This is a genomic window from Bradyrhizobium sp. HKCCYLRH2060 (assembly GCF_051168135.1).
Taxonomy (GTDB): Bacteria; Pseudomonadota; Alphaproteobacteria; order Rhizobiales; family Xanthobacteraceae; genus Bradyrhizobium.
This window is the reverse complement of the sequence record NZ_JBNPUK010000002.1, coordinates 162483-176554: the sequence shown is the minus strand read 5'-3', so window position 1 is coordinate 176554 and position 14072 is coordinate 162483. Positions and strand designations below refer to the sequence as shown.

16 protein-coding genes are annotated in these 14072 nt (G+C 64.4%); 1 reads left to right on the top strand and 15 read right to left on the bottom strand.

The genetic code is table 11. From position 1 onward, the window contains the following. Position 1: 1 nt before the first annotated feature. The 4 genes from ACQR10_RS04540 to ACQR10_RS04525 form a co-directional block, all read right to left on the bottom strand. The gene (locus tag ACQR10_RS04540; RefSeq protein ID WP_434841101.1) at positions 2 to 403 is read right to left on the bottom strand and encodes a hypothetical protein; all 402 of its coding nucleotides are present in this window, start codon (positions 401 to 403) and stop codon (positions 2 to 4) included. A 103-nt stretch (positions 404 to 506) separates the two neighbouring features. Continuing rightward, complete coding sequence (locus tag ACQR10_RS04535) at positions 507 to 932, bottom strand: hypothetical protein (RefSeq protein ID WP_434911836.1); 426 nt, start codon at positions 930 to 932, stop codon at positions 507 to 509. Between the two features lie 181 nt (positions 933 to 1113). Then, positions 1114 to 2493: a phage major capsid protein gene (locus ACQR10_RS04530; RefSeq protein ID WP_434911835.1), complete on the bottom strand. Its 1380-nt coding sequence runs from the start codon at positions 2491 to 2493 to the stop codon at positions 1114 to 1116. Between the two features lie 1077 nt (positions 2494 to 3570). Continuing rightward, the gene (locus ACQR10_RS04525; RefSeq protein WP_434911834.1) at positions 3571 to 4290 is read right to left on the bottom strand and encodes an HK97 family phage prohead protease; all 720 of its coding nucleotides are present in this window, start codon (positions 4288 to 4290) and stop codon (positions 3571 to 3573) included. Positions 4291 to 4402: 112 nt separating this feature from the next. Here ACQR10_RS04525 and ACQR10_RS04520 point away from each other — a divergent pair, with 112 nt between their 5' ends. Further along, on the top strand, positions 4403 to 4816 hold the full coding sequence (locus ACQR10_RS04520; protein WP_434911833.1) for a hypothetical protein: 414 nt from the start codon (positions 4403 to 4405) through the stop codon (positions 4814 to 4816). A gap of 17 nt (positions 4817 to 4833) precedes the next feature. Here ACQR10_RS04520 and ACQR10_RS04515 read toward each other — a convergent pair whose 3' ends face one another. From ACQR10_RS04515 to ACQR10_RS04465, 11 genes are all read right to left on the bottom strand, one after another. Then, positions 4834 to 6105 (bottom strand): phage portal protein, encoded by a 1272-nt coding sequence (locus ACQR10_RS04515; protein ID WP_434911832.1) that lies wholly within the window; start codon positions 6103 to 6105, stop codon positions 4834 to 4836. Further along, on the bottom strand, positions 6102 to 6308 hold the full coding sequence (locus tag ACQR10_RS04510; protein WP_434911831.1) for a hypothetical protein: 207 nt from the start codon (positions 6306 to 6308) through the stop codon (positions 6102 to 6104). Before ACQR10_RS04510 ends, ACQR10_RS04515 begins: the two co-directional genes overlap by 4 nt. Next, the gene (locus ACQR10_RS04505) at positions 6286 to 8100 is read right to left on the bottom strand and encodes a terminase large subunit (protein ID WP_434911830.1); all 1815 of its coding nucleotides are present in this window, start codon (positions 8098 to 8100) and stop codon (positions 6286 to 6288) included. Before ACQR10_RS04505 ends, ACQR10_RS04510 begins: the two co-directional genes overlap by 23 nt. After that, entirely contained in the window at positions 8100 to 8594 is a 495-nt protein-coding gene (locus tag ACQR10_RS04500; protein WP_434911829.1) for a hypothetical protein, read from the bottom strand. The genes ACQR10_RS04505 and ACQR10_RS04500 overlap by 1 nt, the downstream gene beginning before the upstream one ends. Positions 8595 to 8662: 68 nt before the next feature. Next, complete coding sequence (locus tag ACQR10_RS04495; protein WP_434911828.1) at positions 8663 to 8791, bottom strand: hypothetical protein; 129 nt, start codon at positions 8789 to 8791, stop codon at positions 8663 to 8665. Positions 8792 to 9200: 409 nt separating this feature from the next. Beyond that, positions 9201 to 9878: a transcription termination/antitermination NusG family protein gene (locus tag ACQR10_RS04490; protein ID WP_434911827.1), complete on the bottom strand. Its 678-nt coding sequence runs from the start codon at positions 9876 to 9878 to the stop codon at positions 9201 to 9203. A gap of 17 nt (positions 9879 to 9895) precedes the next feature. After that, positions 9896 to 11065 (bottom strand): hypothetical protein, encoded by a 1170-nt coding sequence (locus tag ACQR10_RS04485; RefSeq protein WP_434911826.1) that lies wholly within the window; start codon positions 11063 to 11065, stop codon positions 9896 to 9898. A gap of 138 nt (positions 11066 to 11203) precedes the next feature. Continuing rightward, the gene (locus ACQR10_RS04480) at positions 11204 to 11599 is read right to left on the bottom strand and encodes a hypothetical protein (protein ID WP_434911825.1); all 396 of its coding nucleotides are present in this window, start codon (positions 11597 to 11599) and stop codon (positions 11204 to 11206) included. Further along, on the bottom strand, positions 11596 to 13335 hold the full coding sequence (locus ACQR10_RS04475; protein ID WP_434911824.1) for an SNF2-related protein: 1740 nt from the start codon (positions 13333 to 13335) through the stop codon (positions 11596 to 11598). Before ACQR10_RS04475 ends, ACQR10_RS04480 begins: the two co-directional genes overlap by 4 nt. Beyond that, entirely contained in the window at positions 13335 to 13715 is a 381-nt protein-coding gene (locus ACQR10_RS04470; RefSeq protein ID WP_434911823.1) for a hypothetical protein, read from the bottom strand. Before ACQR10_RS04470 ends, ACQR10_RS04475 begins: the two co-directional genes overlap by 1 nt. Continuing rightward, on the bottom strand, positions 13715 to 14041 hold the full coding sequence (locus tag ACQR10_RS04465; RefSeq protein WP_434911910.1) for a DUF2312 domain-containing protein: 327 nt from the start codon (positions 14039 to 14041) through the stop codon (positions 13715 to 13717). The genes ACQR10_RS04470 and ACQR10_RS04465 overlap by 1 nt, the downstream gene beginning before the upstream one ends. Positions 14042 to 14072 lie beyond the last annotated feature (31 nt).

Below are 14072 nucleotides of genomic sequence, written 5' to 3'. Positions count from 1 at the left end.
ATCAGGTCCCGATCGCGATCCAATTCACCTTCTTGCCGAAGGTGGTCGCCGCCGCCGGCGTCGGATCGGTGCCGGTCGTGTTCTGCCAGGTCTTGATGATGATCGAGCCCGCCGCCGGCGCGCCGGCCTGGTCGCCGATCTGGGCAGACACCATGAACGGATTGTCGACCGGGTCGGACTCCAGTGACGCCACGACCGAAACGACGGTCGCGAGGCCGGTTACGACCGTATCGGCGGCCGTGACCGTGGTGAGTTGACCGCGGGCAAACTTCAACGCGACGCCTCCCTGCTTCAGGGCGCCGCCGGCCTCGATGTCGAGCTCTCCGCCACTCTTGACGAACAGGCGGCTACCGCCCTGCTCGATGCCTACCTTGACGTTCTGGCTGTTGGACTGCGTCGTCACTGCCATCTCCTGATTGGTTCAGAACCAGGATGCGCAGATCTGCGCATCCACCCATCCACGAAACCGGGCCGCGCCCGGCGTTGCCAAAAGAGACGACGCCGGATCAGACCGGCGGGTTCGGTGTCGGCGTCAACAGCGGCCGCGTGATCCAGACTCCGGCAACGAAGGCATTGCCGGTATTGTTCGCCGGCGTAATGGTCACGCGCTTGTAGCGTTTGCCGCTGGGGCGGAAGCCGAGCTTGAAGACCTTGTTGTCGGCCGAGAAGTCGAAGCCTGCCGCGGTTTCCAGCCCGACCAAGTCCTTGTCGTCGACCGCGGTATTGTCCGAGAGGTTGGCCTGCTCGCCCTCCTCCGCCAGGACGGCGAAGGTCGCATCGACATCGGCTAGCGAACCGCAGAGGATGACAAACTCGGCGCTGTAGATGCCCTGCGTGTCCAGGATCTGCGACACGAAGGCCGTGTTGTCAGTTGTCGCCGCGGCCGGCGAGATGCCGCGCTTGACGTCGATGTTATCGTGAAGCTCGCGCATGCTTGCGCTCCCTTTGTTTCGATCTGAACGGGGGTAGCCGCCTGCGCATCCGGCGCCGCCTGCGCAAATTTGCGCAGGCCGGGACAAGAATTTGCGCAGGCGATGGGGTCGAGGTCGGGGCTCGCGCCTCGCGCAATGCTTCGCATTACGCAGGGCGCGCGTGCGAAGCTCTCGCTTCGCACTAGGTCGCGAGGATCTTGATCGCCTCGAAATTCGTGACGTCGCCACCCACCCGCTTGCGGGTGTAGAACAGCACGAACGGCTTGGCCGAGAACGGGTCGCGCAGGGTCGACATGCCGATCCGGTCGACGATGGTGTAACCCATCTTGAAGTTACCGAACGCAACCGGCAGCTTGGAGGCGCCGACGGCATCCATATCGGCCGCTTGGCGCACCTCGTAGCCGAGCAGAATGCCAGGCTTGCCGGCCTGCTGGTTCGGCTGCCAGATGTACTTGCCCGAGCCGTCCTTGAGCAGCATCGCCTTGCCGACGGTCGCGCGCTGCATCAGCCAGTTGGCGCCGGACAGATAGTACTCCTTGAGCGCCGTCATGGTGTTGATGAAGTCGTCCCAGCCGACATTGCCGCCGGTTCCGGCCGCAACCTGCTCGAGCTTGCCGGAGCTGCCGGCGACATAAGTGCCGCTGGCATAGGTCAGGAAGCCGCGCGGCTTCTTCACGCCGTTGCCCGACACGAACCCCGTCGCCTCGACGCGGCCGAACTTGTCGCCGATCTTGCGGCCGAGATAGTTCTCGATGTCGAAGCTCGCATCCTCGAGCAGCTTCTGGCTGACCTTCGGCATCGCGTACATCTCGTGCACGGGGATGCGCTGCATGCCGGCCTTCGGCGCGCCGGTCTCGGGCCGATCCTCCTGCTCGCCGACCCAGCCGGCGGACGCTTCGTCGTCGTCGCGCGGATACTCGATCGAGTCAGTCGAGATGGTCTCGACGTTGCAGATGTCGCGCATCGGCGAGGTCTCGAACACCACGCCGGTGATCATCCGCCCCATCGCCGGCGTGACGAAGTAGCCGCCCTCCGGATCGGAGCCGACCGACATCGCCTTCATGTCGACGCCCTGGCCGTCCTTGTCGCGGCGCAGGTACATCGGCAGCGCGCTCTTGTAGGCGTCGAAGCTCGCGACGTCGACCTTCTCCTCGTTGAAGGGCACGCCGACCTTGAGCTCGCCGCGCGCGGCCATGCCGATGCGGGTGAAGTCGCGAGCATCCTTCAGCTCGGTCTCGACGTCACCGCCGCCGCCGAGACGGCCGCGGTTGAACTTCTTCTCGAGCTGGTCCATGCGATCCTGAGCGTCCTTGAGCGCCTTCTCCTCGATCGCCTTGACCTGCTTCGCCAGCGCATCGTGCTTTTCGAGCACGCCCGCCGTGATCGCCTCCATGTCCTTCTTGAACTCGGACGAGCCGATCACGTTCTTCGGGGCGTCCTCCGCCAGCTTGCGCACGACGGCGAGGTCCTTCTCCATGCTGTCCTTGAGCTTGGCGACGTTGTCGCCAATTGCCTTGATCTCGCGCTGGGCAGTCTCCAGCACGTCCTCGATATCAGCCATTGGTAGTGCCTCTCTGAGAGATGAGGGTTGCGTTAGGCCGCAAATCGCGGCCGCTCTTGCGTCATCCTCATCCCGAGGGTCTGACAGGTGGTCCGGCCGGCCTCCTCCCGAGGATCCGGTTTAGTCTCGTTGAGCTTTTTACCTGGTCAGGCCGACGCTACATGTCGGCTATGCCTCCCGACATTCTTGAGACTGGCCTGGGAGTTAGCTGTTGGGAAAGAAGCATACCGGCGGTGATCGTCGCCCGGAAACCCAAGACCGGTTCCTTCCTTGCGGCCGCAACTCGGGCCCAATAGTGCCCGCTGTGCGAGAGGGCACCTGCCCCCTTTACAACCTCCTGGCATCGTCTTAGCCTTGTTCGCCTCGAACGCGAGACCAACTACTTCGCGAATGCCCTGTAATCGGTCATGTTCATACTGGCTTTCAGCCTGGGAGGTCGCCGTATGTCAGCAATTTGGGGACCAAATACTCAAGCACGTGGAACCGATCTACGCTGGTCCGTCACGTATAATGGGGGGCAGATCATACTCACGCCGTCCCCATCCTCGCCGGATACCGTGATGAGAAGTCACGACGCAGGAATGTACCAGCCGAGGCTGGATAGGCCGAATCCCTACCCAGATTACTTTGCGAGCATTGTTGTCGAGCGCTCGGCCTACGACGTGCCTCGGTTCTACCTTGTTGGTAACGGCGGCTGAGAGGATTCAAAGATGAGGGTAGCGGTGCTCGCCGATGATGACGGATACATAGTCGCTATGGGCGTCTGTCAAATGTCTCGCAGTGGTCAGATCGGAACATTGAACGAGCCTGCTGAAGTTCGGGCTGAGATACGTCGATCTGAATTGGATCGGCTGCGAGGGCGGCCTCACTCCAGCGCATCGGGTTCTACCGACGACATTATAAGCTCGACAATAATCGATCTGCCCGCTGAGCTAAACGATACCCCTCTTGAGGAAATTCAGCGGACCATGATCCTCGACCGGAGCGGTGCGTCTCCCCGACTAACCTTGGCAAACAAGGGGCCTTGATGGCGTTTGCTCTGAGTAGGCCGATCGTGCTAGGCCAGCTCAACGAACTCTAGATCGCGCGGCGAAGATCACGAAGGGACGCGGCGAACGCTTCGATGCCGGCCGGCTCGTTCTCGGCTGACCTGAAGCCGCGTGTCGCGATCGACTTGGCGGCGGCATGTGAGAAGCCGCCGACCTCGCGCAAGAAGTCCTCGAAATCACGGACAGTGCGGATGTCCGATGCCTTTACCGCGCCGGTGCGTGCCAAGTCGTTCATCGGGAAGGTGACCAGCGAGACCTCCGGCAGGTCCTTCATCGTCTTGATGGTGCGGCGCGGCTCGTTCGGCTTGGTACCGCGCACGAAATCCCCAACGCGGTAACCGATCGAGAGGCCGTCCAGCGCCTTCTCCTTCATCGCGCCATAGATGCGCTTGCCGCACTCGGTGTCGAGGTTGATCAAGCGGCCCTTGCACTGCAGGCCATGGCTGTCCTCGCTCATGCCGCTCCAGCAACCGATCGGGATGTCCGACATCGGATCGGCGCCGCCGAATAGACCCCCGCCCATGCTGCCGTGATTGAGCAGCATCTTCGGCATCGTGCCCTTGGCGGCATGCCGCGCAAGCACGCCGGTGAAGGCGCCCGGCAGGATCATGTCGCCGCCGTCGTCCTCGTTGTTGAAGACGGAGCCGTAGCCTTCGAAGGTGCCGGCCGGGTTGCCGTCCTCCACGAACTTGTACTGGAAGCTGACCGCGCGGCGCGCTGCTAACGCCGCACCCTTCATCGCTTGCATGTGACTTTCTCCAAAACCGAGCCTCCCCACATGGGGAACTGCAAGATCTCCTTGACTAGGCAGTGGACTGGCGCGAGCATCTGCCCATTTTTCAACCTTATGGAGAATAACTATGTTTTTCAGACTTTTGCTCGCCGTCAGCTGCTTGATCTTCGTTTCGGCCGATTATGCCAAAGCTGAAGCGGTCGAAGAGCACGTGGAGTGGTGCGTAACCAGCGACTCCGCGAACAGCACGATCGAAGAACAAGCCCGGCCTTGGCCACGCGAATACTGCAAAGCAATATACGCCGGGAAGATGTTTTTCGGTTTGCCGCTCGATGGCAAACAGCGAGATTGGGGACGGCGGGCCGTCGGTCATGCTTGCAGTGCCGATTACAACAACCAAGCTGCTGCAATTGGCCTGATAGCTGCTTGTCAGTGTCACCGTAATGATGCGACCGAACAAGTCATGAGAGAGCGAGTTTCTGTGATTCACCGCTTGCGCAAGTTTGGAAACTGCGACGATCTTGGACTACCAATCTACTAGCTGATCAGAAAAAGCGATTACTCAGACTCTCCTCGTCCGGCGGAACTTTTCGCGGCTACCCGAGGAATTCCATCAGGTCCGATGGGGCCGGCATTGACGGGCGCGTAGATGTGGCCCCCGCCATCGTACTCGTCCATGTCGTCCCAATTGCGAACGTCGTTGATGGTGGCCCAGCCGGGATTGCCGCCGCCGCCGAGCGCAACCTTGTTGTACTCGGCGCGGTCCTTGGCGGTCGCGCGCAGGAACTCGCCGTCGATGAACTTGGTGTAGTGCCCGGCGCGGCGCTCCTCGCGGGTCAGCAGCTGACGGTCGAAGGCCTTCTCGAAGCGGCGATGCCAGGGCCTGATCGTGTGCACCAGGTGCATCGCGATCAGGGTCTCGGCGGCCGCACGCGCGGCCATCTCCGCGGGATGGCCGATGACGATCGGAAGCACCCCCATCCCGTGGCAGATGCTCTCGATCTCATGCGTGCGCAGCTGGATGTGCTGCGTGTCGACGCCCTTCATGTCGAACGGCGTGAACTTGGCGTCGTTATCCAGGATCATCACGCGGCTGACATTGTCGAGGCCGCTGTAGTGCTTCTTGACCCAGGCCGCGAGCCGGACGAGCTCCTTCTCGTCGAGGTTCTTGTTGACCGACACGATGCCGGAGGGCCGCGCGCCGTGCGCATGCAGCATCGCGTGGGTCTGCTCGGTCGCGAGCGCGAGGCCGAGCGGCTCCTGCAGCAGCTGGACGGCATCGAGGCCGTTCAGCCCATCCCACGACAGCCCGCGGATGTGCAGGATCTCGTCATAGCCGAAGGACTCCTGCGTCCCGTCGGGCGCTGTCACGACGTAATAGGGCGTGCGCTCCGGCGACCATTTCGGCTGCACATGCGTCGGAACGATCGGGATCAGCTCGACAAGCTTGCCGCGCACCCTGTTCTTGAACGCATAGGCGTTGTTGGTGACGGCGCAGTGCACCGCCATCATCTCCTTGAACTGCAGAGGATCCTGCCACTCGTTCGGCTCGGAGCCGAGCAGCTCATACAACGGATGGTCGTAGGCCTCGGTGCGCTGGCCGCCGCGCGGCTTCAGATAGACCTTCGTCGGCACCGTCGAGACGGCTTCCGAGATGCGGCGAACGCAGGCCAGGAACGTCGTCACGCGCAGCGCGGTCTTCCATCCGACGGCGATGCCGGAGCGGGACTGGTAGCTGCCGAACAGGCCCGCCCACAGGTCGTTGATCTGTCCCCATGACAGGCCGTCGGTCGCCTTGAGCTCGCGGCCGATCGCTCCGAACAGGCTCATTCGCGGACCTCGAGGCGGCGGCCGAACAGGATCGACAGCACCAGCATCAGCGTGCCGCCGACCAGGAATCCCGCAGGCACATAGATCAGCCAGGCGCCATAGGCGATGGAACCGGCGCCGGCGAAGCCGCAGAGGTCGATCAGCAGATGCGGGACGCGGCGCGTCACGGCGCGAATGCCGCTACGCAGGCCTGCCAACGCCATGGAGAACTTTCCCGCCACCGTTCGCATCCTCCAGGGCCATCTGCTCGGCTGCGGCATCGATCTTGGCCATCAGCGCATCGAGATCGTCGGTGTTCCAGCCGGAGTGTCCTCCGACCGGTTGCGGATTGCGCACCATCAGCGCCACCGCGTTCATCAGCGCCGCCCACGGATCGATCTTGGCGTCGCCGGCGTTCTGCTTGGTGGCGCGGATCGCGGTCGCAGTCGGCTCGATCTTGACGTTGCCGACGCACCAATCCATCTGTGCCGACTTCGCGTGGCGCATCGACAGATCGGCCTTGCGCTGATCCTCCGGCACGCATCCATTCTCGAGCCGGCGCTCCGCCGTCTTGATCGATGTCATCATGCCGAAGCCTTGGGGCGCGCCGACCAGCAGGCCGTTCTCGACCGTGATCTCGATCGCGGCGAGCGCCTCGACCATCTCGCCGAGCCCGGCCGGATCGACCGAGACACCGGCGAGCAGGCCGCGGTCCTTGATGATCCTGATCAGCTCGACGATGTCGGCGACGTCCTCGCCAGCGTGTTCGCAGATCGTCAGCTCTCCGGCGGCCTTGAAGTCCTCGAGCCGCGAGGCGATCGACTGCCGACGCTCCAGCACGCTCTTGTGACACCAGGCGCGCGCCCAGGCGAGCCACTCTTTCGTCACCCTGTGGCGGCCCAGGAAGGCGCCGCCGTAGAGGTCATCGAGGCCGCCGCCGTCGAGGCCCGCGACGATCACGTCGCAGACCTCCAGGAGCAGCTCAAAGGTGATCGTCTCGTCTTCCGATCCGGCCCAGAACTCGGCGCCGGCCCAGGCATCGGTCTTCAGGCCGATGCCGATCTCGATGTTGAGGTGCTGCGAGGCCCAGACGCGGATGGCCTTCTCACCCTTTGCCTTCTCCGTCTCCCAGTCCGGCACCAGCGTTGACAGGTGCACCGAACGGCCGAGGTTCGGCATCACCATGTGCCAGTTCGCCGGATCCTGCCACTTCGCCGGATTCTTGGCGATGTCGTCAGGGAATTCGTAGAGGACCGGCAGCATCGCGCGGATGGTCTTGCCGCGATAGTGGCCGTCGCGGATCTTGCGGGCCATCATCAGTTCGTCCTTGAACGCGCCGGCGGGCGCGTCGTCGGACTGCGTCGTCGTCATCAGGAACAGGCCTTCGGGCGTCTTGTCGAGACCGCCACGGACCTGGCGCAGCACCTTGGTGGTGTGGACGTTGCGGCCGAGCAGATGGAGCTCGTCGAGCAGCGCGAAGATCAGGATGCCGCCGGTGAGGATGTTGAGGTCGAAGGTCTTGACCCGCATCTCGGCATCGTTCGACAGGTCGACGATCGTCTTCAGATGCTCCTTGGCGGCGAACCGGCTCTTCAGCACCGGCGAGAGGTTGATCATGCCGACCGCCTGCTCATAGGCACGGTCGGAGATGGATTGCGTCGGGCCGATGAAGACGCCCTCGGCGCGCGGGCGCTTGTTCATGAGCATCAGGGTCAGCGCGAGACCAGCGCCATAGGACGTCTTCGACGATCCCTTCGGCGCGAGCGCCAAGATGTCCCTGATGTAGCGGACCTGCGTGGCCGGATTCCAGGAGCCGAACGCCGCGCGGACGATGTCGCGAAACCAAGGGCCGGCCGCCTCGCCGAGCCGCGGCGTACCGGGAACGTCCGGCAGCTGCAGTTCGTCGAAGATCGCGAGGCCCATCTCGGCCTCGCTGTCGATCAGCGGCAGGTCAGGGACCAGCGACCGGCCGTCGCGCAGGCGATCCGCCCAGTCGACGCAGCTCAGGTCCCACATCAGTTAGGACGACCGCCGCCCTGGCGCTGCGCGATCAGGTCACCGAGGGCCGAGCCGCGATCCGGGTTCTGCGCGGCGGCGATAGCCGCTTCCTTCTTGCCGAGCTTCGGCTGCTTGGCTTGCTTCGCTGGCTTGCCGCTCGACGGCTGGGCGGCGTGGCCGTACAGCATCAGGTCGTTGCGATCGAGCATCGCGCGGAATTCCTTGATGGCGCCGACGTTGCCTTCCTGCACCTGCTCCCACAGCTTCATGAATAGCCCGGTGGTCAGCCGGTCACGTGCGACGGCCCGATAATGCAGCTCGGAAAAATAATGCTTCCGCAGCGTCGGCACCGTAATGAACAACGCCGCGGCGATCCGTCCGTTGCCCCATCCGAGCGCAACTAACATGCTGACACGATTCCGATTTTGCTGCGTCGGAATGTGTCCGGGCCGCCCGCGCTCGCCCCAGTTGGCCGGCACGGGGTCGCCGAAGAGGTCAAAAACTTCGGCCATGAAGAAAAAAATCCCTGAATGAGGAAACGTGCGGTTGGTAAAGCGGGGGATGAGAGGAATTTAACCCCCTACCCCCTTCGTGCGCGGCGGGCCTGGATGCCCTTCTTGGTGTTGTGGGCGACGCAGAGGCATTGGCCATTGGCGTCATCGTAGAGCGCGCCGCGGTCGGCCCGCTCGATGATATGGTCTGCGACCATGCGCTGGCCCGTTGCGCGCGACGCCTCGCAGCGTCTGCCTTCCTCGATCCATTCGCAGCGCCAGCCTGCGCGACGACACACGCGCTCGGCCCAGGCCCTGTGCTCCGGCGTCAACAACTCCGGATCCGCGCGCTTCGGAGCGACGGCGACGGTTCGTCCGTCGCCCTTCGGCACCAGCGGTGAAAGCTTCCTGATACGCACCATCACCAAACGACAACGCCGCCAGCGCAGGGTGCCGGCGGCGTTGTGTCCTGATCAACTCGGACGAGGTCGAGGGAACTGACCGCTTCCCAGTGGTTCGGTACCCTCACATAAGCGAAAGCCCCGGACGGTGCCGGGGCTCTCGGTACGCAATGAGGGATTGATGAAGCGCGCTTTTCGCTTCAGTCCACCATCCCGGATACTGCGCTCAAACACCATTACCGAGCGTCGGCTGCGACGGGAGGCTCAACGCTGCGAGCAATGTCTGATTCCGTTGTTCGGAGTCAATGCTCATCAATCCGTCCCTGAACGCGTCCCAGCACCGCCATGTGAGCACGTCGCCAACCATGATGTCGGGCGTTTCCGCTTGGTGTTTCCTGCCCTTGCGCTTCTCGTTGCGCCTCCTCTTGCCGCCGACGATATCAGCCATGGCGATGAGTGGCCGCTCGCTGTTTTCCACAGTTCGGATGTAATCGATCAAGCCATCGGGCATCACGAGCGGCCGGGTGAAGCCGTCCTCCGTCGTCATCGTCATGATGTGGGCGACACCAGGAATGCTTCGGATCCTGTTCCAGTGACGGCCGATGTCCCAAACGAAGACGAACACATAGCCGGGAAACATCGGCCTGGTGACATGCAGCTTGCGTCCGCGACGGATGATATCGTGCTCGGTCTCCGGCACGTAGATGCCGAAGCGGCGCCCGATCAGATGGCCGGCCGCGATCTGCTCTTGGTTGGGATGCGTCTCGAGCACGTGCCAGCTTGCGCTGACGCCGGCGGGGATCTCCGCCATTCGCGGATCGACCGGATGCGGATCGACGAAGTCGACCACCTGCCCGACCTTGACACGCACTTCGCTCAGATTGCCCTTGCTCGTCACCAGCATTTTCCCTGCTCCTGCCGTCACCTGAAATCCGCCGCATCCTGCTCGCTCATCGCCGGCTGCGGCGGGCCGGTCGTGGTGTAGATCGTGCCGTCGTGGCTTGGTGGCCACGGCCATGGCGCGCGCGCGCCTTCGCGGAGGTGGGTACGCACCTGAACCGTGACGATCTCGCGCAGCAGGCCTTCCCAGGCGGCGGCCTGCTGACGCGTCAGCACCGGCCAAGCCTCGCGATCCCTGGGCGCGTCAGCGAGCGCACGCAGCCGCGGCGTGATCGGCCTGTGGTAGTTGAGCAGCTTGTTGCGGATCATGAACCCGTGCAGCGCCTGCGATGCCCCGGCGATCTGATAGGCCATCGAAATCGCCCGCGCCTCGACGCTGTCCAGCTCGTAGGCGCCGACGAGCGCACGTCCAGCAGCACCATCACCCTTGGGAACAAACGGCAGCCACTGCGCCCAGCCGGCGGCGTCGCGGATGAACGATGCAGCGGCGACTTCCGCAGGCCGCTTGGACTGCGCAGCAATCCATGCCCGATAGCCGCGTGCCGCCGCGATGCAGGCTGGCCGCTGCTCGCTCGGCGTGCGCTCCCAGGCCGCCTGTGCCGGCGCCATCTTCGGGATGACGCCCCAGACCTTCGCAAACTCATCGAAGCCATCGGCGGCGGACGGCCCCCCGCAAGGGGGGTTGGGGGGAATCTTAGATTTGGAATCAGATTTGGAATCCTCTTGCATTCCCACGATTGGGAATGGATCAGTCCCACCAGTGGGAATGGCTTTTCCAGTCTCATGGTGAGACTGGCGCGCGTCGTCGTCGAATTCACCGTCCAAGCCGTTGTCGTCATTGACGATTTCAACGCCGTCTAGATCGTCGTCAGCGCCAGTCTCACCATGAGACTGGTCCCGCCGGTGGGAATGACTGGCCTCGTGATCGTCGATGTCGAAGGCCATCGCGAGGTTGAGCCTGATGATCGGACGCCGCGCGCCGTCGGCCAGCACCATCATCTGGCGCTCGCACAGGCCGAGCTCGATCATCGTGTTCAGGTGCCGGAACAGGCTCGACTTCGACAGCCGCGTCTTGTCGACGAGATACGTCCACCAATGCTCACGCCCGCGCCATTGCGCGAACGCCACGCCTTCCGGATCGGCGCAGTTGGCCAGCACGAGCAGGATGAGCTGCTCGTGCGGCAGCTTCATCCGTTGCTTGCTGGCCCAGGTCACAGCTTCCCAGCTCAAGGTCTCACCTGTTTGAAGTCAGATCAAGGACACGTCTGCCGCCTGAAGCCGCCGAGATGCACGCCACGCCACATGGAACGCGATCGAAGATGTCGGCCGTCAGCGCCTGATGTCGCCACCGCGCTGATCGAGCGCCGAGTAGCCCGGCGGTGGATCGTTGAGCCAGGCCGAGATGCTGGGCTGCTGAGCGCGTGCCCGCAGCAGCGCGTCACGACTGGCGGCGACGGCGGGATCGAGCCGGGCCATCGATTGCGCCTGGGCGCCGGCCAAGCGCGAGACGTAGCCGACGCCGCAATCGCGGTAGCGGTCCTTTACCGCCATCGCCGAGCGGCCGATGGCCTCCCCGATCGCGGCCCATGCTGCGGCCTTGCACTTGCGCGAGCCGCGGCCCTCAATGTCGGTCACCATCTCCTTCCATATCCGCGCCGCGGTCGCCACCTCGGCAGCCGTCCACGGCTTGCCGCAGGGCCGCGCGCCCTCTTTCTTCTTGGTCATGCTGCCCCCTTCTCCAGGTACATCCTGGCCAGCGCCTTGATCCGGCTGTCGTCGCTCGCGGCGGCCGCGAGCGTCTTGCCGGGATCGATGATGCCGTGCGCCTGGCTGGCCTTCAGGCCCTGCACGGATGCGATCAGCGGATCGCTGCCGCCGTCGGCGATCAGGTAGATCGTCGTGATCGGATCGGTGCGCGCGTGCGGCCGCAGACGGCCCTCGAGCTGCTTGTGCACCTCGCGCGACCAGTCGAGCTCGCCATGCACGACGGTCGAGCAGCGATGCTGCAGCCCGTCGAGGCCGGCGCCCGAGCGCAGGCTCATGATGAAGCAGTTCGTCTCGCCCGACATGAAGGCCGCCTTGGCACGGTCCTTCTCGCGCGTGCTCTCGCTGCCGGTGTAGAGCACCGGGTGATAGTCCTTCAGCTCCTCGAGCCAGATGTCGTAGACCTCGCGGTGCCAGCCGCCGAGGATGATCGGCGTTTTGGCATCGAGCAGGATCTTGACGAAGGCCGCGACGTGGCGCGCCTTGGCGACGCCGGTCTGATGCCGCGCCATCATGTCGAGCTCGCGCGCCGCCTGGCCGCGCTCGGTGAACGACCCCGACAGCACCTTCTGCGCCAGCGATTTTGCCAGCGCCGCATCCGCCGCCGCTGCCTCCGTGTCATAGGGCACGTCGTGAATGATGCGGTTCGGCGGCGGCCCGGAGCCCACCTCGCGGATCATCAGGTTGAGGTCGCGCAGGTGCGCGCCGAGCGCCTGCGGATCCCGGATGATCATCTTGCGCTCGTCATTGGTCGTGCACCACTCGCGCACGAACTCGTCGCGGGTGCCGAGAATGCCGGGATCGATGATATCCAGGATGTTGAAGATCTCGCCGCCATAGTTGAACACCGGCGTCGCCGACAGCCCGATGCGCAGGCCGCCGGCATTGCGCGCGAACACGTCGGCCGCCGCGCCCTTCTGCGTCACCCGTCCATGCCGGAGGTTCTGGCACTCGTCGAAGATGACCGAGCGGAAGCGCCCGGTCTCGGCGATGTTCACCCAGCCATGGGCGATGGAGTACGGCACGATGTAGATGTCGCGGACGGGCAGCACGTAGGGCGCGACGGTCTGCATCACATGGCTCGTGAGCGTCGTGAACTTGCCGACGAACTCATCCTGCCACTGGTTGGCGACGTGTTTCTCGACCAGCACGGCCGCCGGCAGGAAGCGCTCGTCCATGACGGCCGCCAGCGCGCCGAGCGTCTTGCCGAGCCCGACGTCGTCGGCGACCAGCAGCCGCGATGTCCGCCTTGCGACCTCGACCACCCGTGCCTGGTTCGGCCGCAGCGTGGTGCCATCCCGCAGCCGCGCCGGCTGGCCGCTCGGCTGCCATTGGCCTGACAGCACTTCGTCGATCTCATGCCGCATGCGCGTGAAGCGCAGCCGGCCTTCAGCCAGCCGCATGCGGTCTGCCTCCGAGATGACCAGCGGATAGCGCCCCATGAACCATTCCAGCTCGGCGCGCGTCTCGTCATTGTCGGCGAAGGTGTAGGAGCCGACCTGGGTCGAGGCGATCCGGGCGAAGATACGCTTGGCGCGGATCGCGACCTGCGGCGCCAGCTCGGTGATGACCCAGCGCGACGCCTCGGCATCATAGGCCAGCCGGCCATAGGTGCGCTCGGCGACGGCATCGTCACGCCAGGCGAGACGCGCGGCCGCGGCGAGCAGGTCATCGGCTACGAAGCTGGGCGATGACATCAGAGCCACGCCCTCCCGAGCTGCGCGATGCGCGCCGGTTTCCCCTTGATCGTCTCCGGCAGCGCCATCGCCACATTGGTCGCGAGCACGATGCCGGCAACCCGCGGATGGCCGCAGTAGCGCTCGAGCTGGCGATAGATCGCACGGCGCTGGCCTTTGATCTTGACCTCGATCGCGAGGCCCGACAGCACGAAGTCGCCGTCAAAGATCATGAAATCCACGATGTCGCCGGCGTCGAGCCTGATCTCGCGGCTGGCATCGAAGCCCTCGCGTTGCAGCAGCGCGTGCAGCTCGGCTTGCAGCTGCTTCTCATCCGAGAGCGGCAACGGCGCACGTTCGAGCAGCGTGACGATGCGCGAGGCCAGGTCTGGCGCGGCCATTACAACATCCCCAACGCCTGCATGTAGGTTTCGAGGATGCTCTCGACCTCCTCGTGCGCAGCCTTCTGCGAGGCATCCATGGCGCGCAGGCGGACGATGCGGCGGATCGCCTTCGCTTCGAAGCCGTTACCCTTGGCCTCCTGATAGATCTCCTTGACGTCGTCGGAGAGCCCCTTCTTCTCCGCCTCGATCCGCTCGATGCGCTCGACGATCGACGTCAGCTGATCGACCGCGACGTTGGTACCGGTGTTGCTGCTCACGTCCGCCTTCTCCCTGTTGCGCCGGACAATCTCCGCCGTGCGCGCGCGAAACTGCTGTTCTGTCATCGTCACCGGCGGGTGGCCGGCAACGCTCAAT

Excerpts from the sequence above, each read along its gene's own strand:
- ACQR10_RS04535 (WP_434911836.1), bottom strand. The coding sequence starts at position 932 with ATGCGCGAGCTTCACGATAACATCGACGTCAAGCGCGGCATCTCGCCG.
- ACQR10_RS04530 (WP_434911835.1), bottom strand. The coding sequence starts at position 2,493 with ATGGCTGATATCGAGGACGTGCTGGAGACTGCCCAGCGCGAGATCAAG.
- ACQR10_RS04525 (WP_434911834.1), bottom strand. The coding sequence starts at position 4,290 with ATGCAAGCGATGAAGGGTGCGGCGTTAGCAGCGCGCCGCGCGGTCAGC.
- ACQR10_RS04520 (WP_434911833.1), top strand. The coding sequence starts at position 4,403 with ATGTTTTTCAGACTTTTGCTCGCCGTCAGCTGCTTGATCTTCGTTTCG.
- ACQR10_RS04515 (WP_434911832.1), bottom strand. The coding sequence starts at position 6,105 with ATGAGCCTGTTCGGAGCGATCGGCCGCGAGCTCAAGGCGACCGACGGC.
- ACQR10_RS04510 (WP_434911831.1), bottom strand. The coding sequence starts at position 6,308 with ATGGCGTTGGCAGGCCTGCGTAGCGGCATTCGCGCCGTGACGCGCCGC.
- ACQR10_RS04505 (WP_434911830.1), bottom strand. The coding sequence starts at position 8,100 with ATGTGGGACCTGAGCTGCGTCGACTGGGCGGATCGCCTGCGCGACGGC.
- ACQR10_RS04500 (WP_434911829.1), bottom strand. The coding sequence starts at position 8,594 with ATGGCCGAAGTTTTTGACCTCTTCGGCGACCCCGTGCCGGCCAACTGG.
- ACQR10_RS04495 (WP_434911828.1), bottom strand. The coding sequence starts at position 8,791 with ATGGTCGCAGACCATATCATCGAGCGGGCCGACCGCGGCGCGCTCTAC.
- ACQR10_RS04490 (WP_434911827.1), bottom strand. The coding sequence starts at position 9,878 with ATGCTGGTGACGAGCAAGGGCAATCTGAGCGAAGTGCGTGTCAAGGTC.
- ACQR10_RS04485 (WP_434911826.1), bottom strand. The coding sequence starts at position 11,065 with ATGAAGCTGCCGCACGAGCAGCTCATCCTGCTCGTGCTGGCCAACTGC.
- ACQR10_RS04480 (WP_434911825.1), bottom strand. The coding sequence starts at position 11,599 with ATGACCAAGAAGAAAGAGGGCGCGCGGCCCTGCGGCAAGCCGTGGACG.
- ACQR10_RS04475 (WP_434911824.1), bottom strand. The coding sequence starts at position 13,335 with ATGTCATCGCCCAGCTTCGTAGCCGATGACCTGCTCGCCGCGGCCGCG.
- ACQR10_RS04470 (WP_434911823.1), bottom strand. The coding sequence starts at position 13,715 with ATGGCCGCGCCAGACCTGGCCTCGCGCATCGTCACGCTGCTCGAACGT.
- ACQR10_RS04465 (WP_434911910.1), bottom strand. The coding sequence starts at position 14,041 with ATGACAGAACAGCAGTTTCGCGCGCGCACGGCGGAGATTGTCCGGCGC.